Annotated in this window: 5 protein-coding genes and 1 pseudogene; all 6 read left to right on the plus strand. The window is 75.9% G+C overall.

The annotated features are described in order from the left end of the window. A pseudogene (locus GT030_RS22900) lies at positions 1-166 on the plus strand (transferase); the annotation flags it as partial. After that, positions 163-708 carry an HAD family hydrolase gene (locus tag GT030_RS22905; RefSeq protein ID WP_161202700.1) on the plus strand — a complete coding sequence of 182 codons (546 nt, stop codon included), beginning with the start codon at positions 163-165 and terminating at the stop codon, positions 706-708. The pseudogene GT030_RS22900 and the gene GT030_RS22905, both read left to right, overlap by 4 nt. Next, positions 705-1,712: a glycosyltransferase family 9 protein gene (locus tag GT030_RS22910; protein WP_161202701.1), complete on the plus strand. Its 1,008-nt coding sequence runs from the start codon at positions 705-707 to the stop codon at positions 1,710-1,712. The genes GT030_RS22905 and GT030_RS22910 overlap by 4 nt, the downstream gene beginning before the upstream one ends. 12 nt (positions 1,713-1,724) lie before the next feature. Continuing rightward, positions 1,725-2,687, plus strand: coding sequence for a glycosyltransferase (locus tag GT030_RS22915; RefSeq protein WP_161202702.1), 963 nt, complete (start codon positions 1,725-1,727; stop codon positions 2,685-2,687). Continuing rightward, on the plus strand, positions 2,684-3,916 hold the full coding sequence (locus GT030_RS22920) for a glycosyltransferase (protein ID WP_161202703.1): 1,233 nt from the start codon (positions 2,684-2,686) through the stop codon (positions 3,914-3,916). The genes GT030_RS22915 and GT030_RS22920 overlap by 4 nt, the downstream gene beginning before the upstream one ends. Further along, complete coding sequence (locus GT030_RS22925; protein ID WP_161202704.1) at positions 3,913-4,548, plus strand: SIS domain-containing protein; 636 nt, start codon at positions 3,913-3,915, stop codon at positions 4,546-4,548. The genes GT030_RS22920 and GT030_RS22925 overlap by 4 nt, the downstream gene beginning before the upstream one ends. Positions 4,549-4,671 lie beyond the last annotated feature (123 nt).

Consider the following 4,671-nt stretch of genomic DNA (forward strand, 5'->3'; position numbering starts at 1 on the left):
CACGGCCGAGTTCGCCCTCGCCCGCATCCTGCCCGGCCCGCGCACCCCGCGCGAGACCGCGACCATGGCCGCGACCAGTGTCGTCATCCCCCCGCTCGCCGTCGGCCACCGGCTGACCGGCCGGATACGGCACCGCAACGCCGCACCGCTGAGGAGGGTGCCATGAACCGCCGGGACATCCCCGCCGCCGTCCTCTTCGACCGCGACGGCACCCTGGTCGCCGACGTCCCCTACAACGGCGACCCCGGCCGGGTCCGGCTGCTGCCCGGCGCCCGGCGGGCCGTGGCACTGCTGCGCGCCGCCGGGATCGCCACCGGTGTGGTGAGCAACCAGTCGGGCGTCGGCCGGGGCCTGATCTCCGACGCCGCCGTGCGCCGCGTGAACGCCCGCGCCGACGAACTGCTCGGCGGCCTCGGCGTGTGGGTCTACTGCCCGCACACCCCCGACGCGGGCTGCGACTGCCGCAAGCCCCGGCCGGGCCTGGTGCTCCGGGCCGCCGAGGCCCTCGGACAGGCACCGGGGGACTGCGTGGTCATCGGTGACATCGCCGCCGACGTGCGGGCCGGCCGGGCCGCCGGGGCCCGCGCCATCCTCGTCGCCAACCCGGCCACCCGGCCCGAGGAGGTCGCGGCGGAACCCGATGCTGCCGCCGACCTGCTCACGGCCGTACGGTCGCTGCTGCCCCCGGAGGGGGGTGAGCGGAGATGACGGCCCTGGTCGTCCGGCTCGACAGCTTCGGTGACGTGCTGCTCGCCGGTCCCGCCGTGCGCGCGGTCGCGGCGCACCACGAGCACGTCGCTCTGCTCTGCGGGCCGCGCGGGGCACCGGCCGCCCGGCTGCTGCCCGGCGTCGACGAGGTGCTGGTGTGGGAGGCGCCGTGGGAGGGCTTCGACCCGCCCGACGTCCAAGTGGCCGACATCGAAGACCTGTTGGGCCGCCTGCGGACGGTCGCGGCGGACGACGCGCTGATCCTCACCTCCTTCCACCAGAGCCCCCTGCCCACCGCGCTGCTGCTCCGCCTGGCCGGAGTCGCCCGGACCGGCGCCGACAGCACCGACCACCCCGGCCGGCTGCTCGACGTACGGCACCGGCGGCTGCCGGGGCGGCACGAGGCCGAGGCCGCGCTCGACACCGCCCTCGCCATGGGGTTCACCCCGCGCCCCGGCGACGACGGGCGGCTGCGCGTGCTGCCGCCCCCCGACACCGCCGCCCTCACCGGCAACGGCCCCTACGTCGTCGTCCACCCCGGCGCCAGCGCCCCGGCGCGTGCCTGGAGCCCCGACCGGTGCGCCGAGGCCGTCGCCCTGCTCACCGACGCCGGGCACCGGGTGGTCGTCACGGGCGGGCTCGACGAGAGTGAGCTGACCCGGCGGGTGAGCCGCGGCACCGCGGTCGACCTGGGCGGCCGCACCGACCCGCGCACCCTGTCCGGCGTGCTGCGCCTGGCCGACGCGGTGGTGTGCGGCAACACCGGCCCGGCCCATCTGGCGGCCGCCGTCGGGACACCGGTCGTCTCGCTGTTCGCCCCGGTGGTCCCGGCCGAGCGCTGGGGCCCGTACGGGGTGCCCAGCGTGCTGCTCGGCCGCCAGGACGCGCCCTGCGCGGACAGCAGGGCCCGGCAGTGCCCGGTGCCCGGCCATCCCTGCCTTGACGAGGTGACGGCGCACGACGTGCTCAGTGCCGTCCAGAAGCTGCTCCAGCCCGCGATGTGAGGAGGGAGAACCATGAACATCCTGGTATGGCATGTGCACGGCTCATGGCTGACGGCGTTCGTGCAGGGCCGGGCCACCTTCCTCGTCCCGGTCACCGAGGACCGCGGCCCCGACGGACTCGGCCGCGCCCGCACCTGGCAGTGGCCCGACACCGTGCTCGAACGCACTCCGGAGCAACTGCGGGACGCCGACATCGACCTGATGGTGCTTCAGCGACCGCACGAACTCGAACTGGCCCACCGCTGGACCGGCCGCCGCCCCGGCATCGACGTACCCGCCGTGTACGTCGAGCACAACAGCCCCCACGAGACGGCGGTGGACACCCGGCATCCACTGGCCGGCCGGTCCGACATACCCCTTGTGCACGTCACCCACTTCAACCACCTGATGTGGGACAACGGCCGGGCACCGACCACGGTGATCGAGCACGGCATCATCGACCCCGGCCACCGCTGGACGGGGGAGGAGCCGCGCGCCGCGGTCGTCGTCAACGAGCCCGTGCGCAGGGGCCGCACCACCGGCACGGACCTGCTGCCCCGGTTCGCGTCCTGGGCGCCGCTGGACGTCTTCGGCATGCGCACCGAGGGGCTCGCCGGGCACCTCGGCCTGCCGCCCGAACGGTGCCGGAGCCGGGACCTCGCCCAGGACGACCTGCACGCCGCGATGGCCCGGTGCCGGCTGTACGTGCACCCGATCCGCTGGACCTCGCTGGGGCTGTCCCTGCTGGAGGCCATGTTCCTCGGCATGCCGGTGGTCGCGCTCGACACCACCGAGGTGCGCGAGGCGGTGCCCGAGGGCGCCGGGGTCGTCTCCAACCGCCTGGAGGTGCTCGGCTCCGCCGTGCGCGCCTTCCTCGCCGACGCCGGCCAGGCGCGGCGGACCGGCGAGGCGGCCCGGGCGGCCGCGCTGGCCCGCTACGGAGAGCGGCGGTTCCTGGACGACTGGGAACGCCTGATCAAGGAGGTCACCCGATGACTCAGCACCACACCCCGGCCCGCGTCGCCATGGTCTCCGAACACGCCAGCCCCCTGGCCGCGCTCGGCGGCCCCGACGCGGGCGGCCAGAACGTCTACGTCGCCCAGCTCGCCGGAGTGCTGGCCCGCCGGGGCCACCACGTCACCGTGTATACCCGCCGCGACTCGCCCCGGCTGCCGGACCGGGTGCGCACGGCCGACGGCGTCGAAGTCGTCCACGTCCCAGCCGGGCCGGCCGCACCCGTGCCCAAGGACGAACTCCCGCCCTACATGCCTGAGTTCGGCGCCTGGCTGGGCGGGGAGTGGGCCGAGCGGCGCCCCGACGTGGTGCACGCCCACTTCTGGATGTCCGGCACCGCCGCCCTCGCCGGAGCCCGTGACCTCGGTGTACCGGTGGTGCAGACCTACCACGCCCTGGGCACCGTGAAGCGGCGGCACCAGGGAGCCGCCGACACCAGCCCCGCCGACCGCATCGCCACCGAGACGGCCGTCGGCCGGGCCTGCGACGCGATCATCGCCACCTGCGCCGACGAGGTGGCGGAACTCCAGGCCATGGGGCTGCCCCGTGCGCGCATGCACGTCGTGCCCTGTGGCGTCGACCCCGGGCAGTTCGCCCCGCGCCCCCGGCCCGCACGCTCCGGGAGGCACCGCCTGCTCACCGTCGGCCGGCTGGTCCCGCGCAAGGGCTTCGACCGTACGATCCGCGCCCTGGCCCACATCCCCGACGCCGAACTGCTCGTCGCGGGCGGCCCGGAACCGGCCCTGCTCTTCGCCGAGCCCGAGGCGGAACGGCTGCTGGCCCTCGCCGGGGAGTACGGCGTCGCCGACCGGGTTACCCTGCTCGGCGGGGTCGGCCGCGAGGACATGCCCGCGCTGATGTCCGACGCCGACCTGGTCCTCTCCCTGCCCCGCTACGAGCCGTTCGGCATCGTCCCCGTCGAGGCCATGGCCTGCGGGACCCCGCTGGTCGCCACCGCGGTCGGCGGCCAGCTCGACACCGTCGTCGACGGCCGCACCGGCGTCCTGGTCCCGCCCGGCGACGGCGACGAGGCCGCGATCGGCGCCGTCGTCCGCGAACTCCTCGCCGACCCCGCCCGGCTGGCCCGTTACGGCGCCGAGGGGCGGCGGCGGGTGCTGGAGCGCTACACCTGGGACCGCGTCGCCGACGGGGTCAGCCGCGTCTACGGCGCGGTGTCGTCCGTCCCCTCGCTCTCCGGAGTCGTCCGATGAACACCGCCACCGACACCACGCACTGCGACGACCTGATGACGGCGCTCACCGTCTTCCGCGAGGACGCCGCCCGCGTCCACCGGTGGGGCGGCACCCTCGCCGCCCATCTCGCCGACGGCTCCCGGCTCCTGGTCGCGGGCAACGGCGGCAGCGCCGCCCAGGCCCAGCACCTGACGGCCGAACTGGTGGGCCGCTACCGCGCCGACCGGCCGCCGTTCTCCGCGCTCGCCCTGCACGCCGACACCTCCGCCACCACCGCCATCGCCAACGACTACGGCGTGCAGGAGATCTTCGCCCGCCAGGTCGGCGCCCACGGCCGCAGCGGCGACCTGCTGATGCTGCTGTCCACCAGCGGCGCCAGCGCCAACCTGCTCGTCGCCGCCACCGAGGCGCACCGCCTCGGCATGACCGTCTGGGCCCTGACCGGCCCCGCCCCCAACCCCCTCCAGGCCGCCGCCGACGACGCCCTGTGCGTCCGGGCGGACAGCACCGCCACCGTGCAGGAACTGCACCTGGTCGCCGTGCACATGCTCTGCGAGTCCTTCGACAGCGCGATCGAACGCCACACGGCGCGCCCCCGGCGGTCACCGGCCCGGCAGCACTGGGCGGTGACCGGGAAGGAACGCCCATGACCACCCCGGCCCCGCTCCTCGTCGTGGGGGACGCCCTCCTCGACCACGACCTGTTCGGCCGCGTCGAACGGCTCGCGCCCGACGCGCCCGTACCCGTCGTCAGCGACGTCCGCCGCGCCACCC

The sequence above is a fragment of the Streptomyces sp. SID1328 genome (assembly GCF_009865595.1).
In the GTDB taxonomy this organism is placed as follows: Bacteria; Actinomycetota; Actinomycetes; order Streptomycetales; family Streptomycetaceae; genus Streptomyces; species Streptomyces griseoluteus.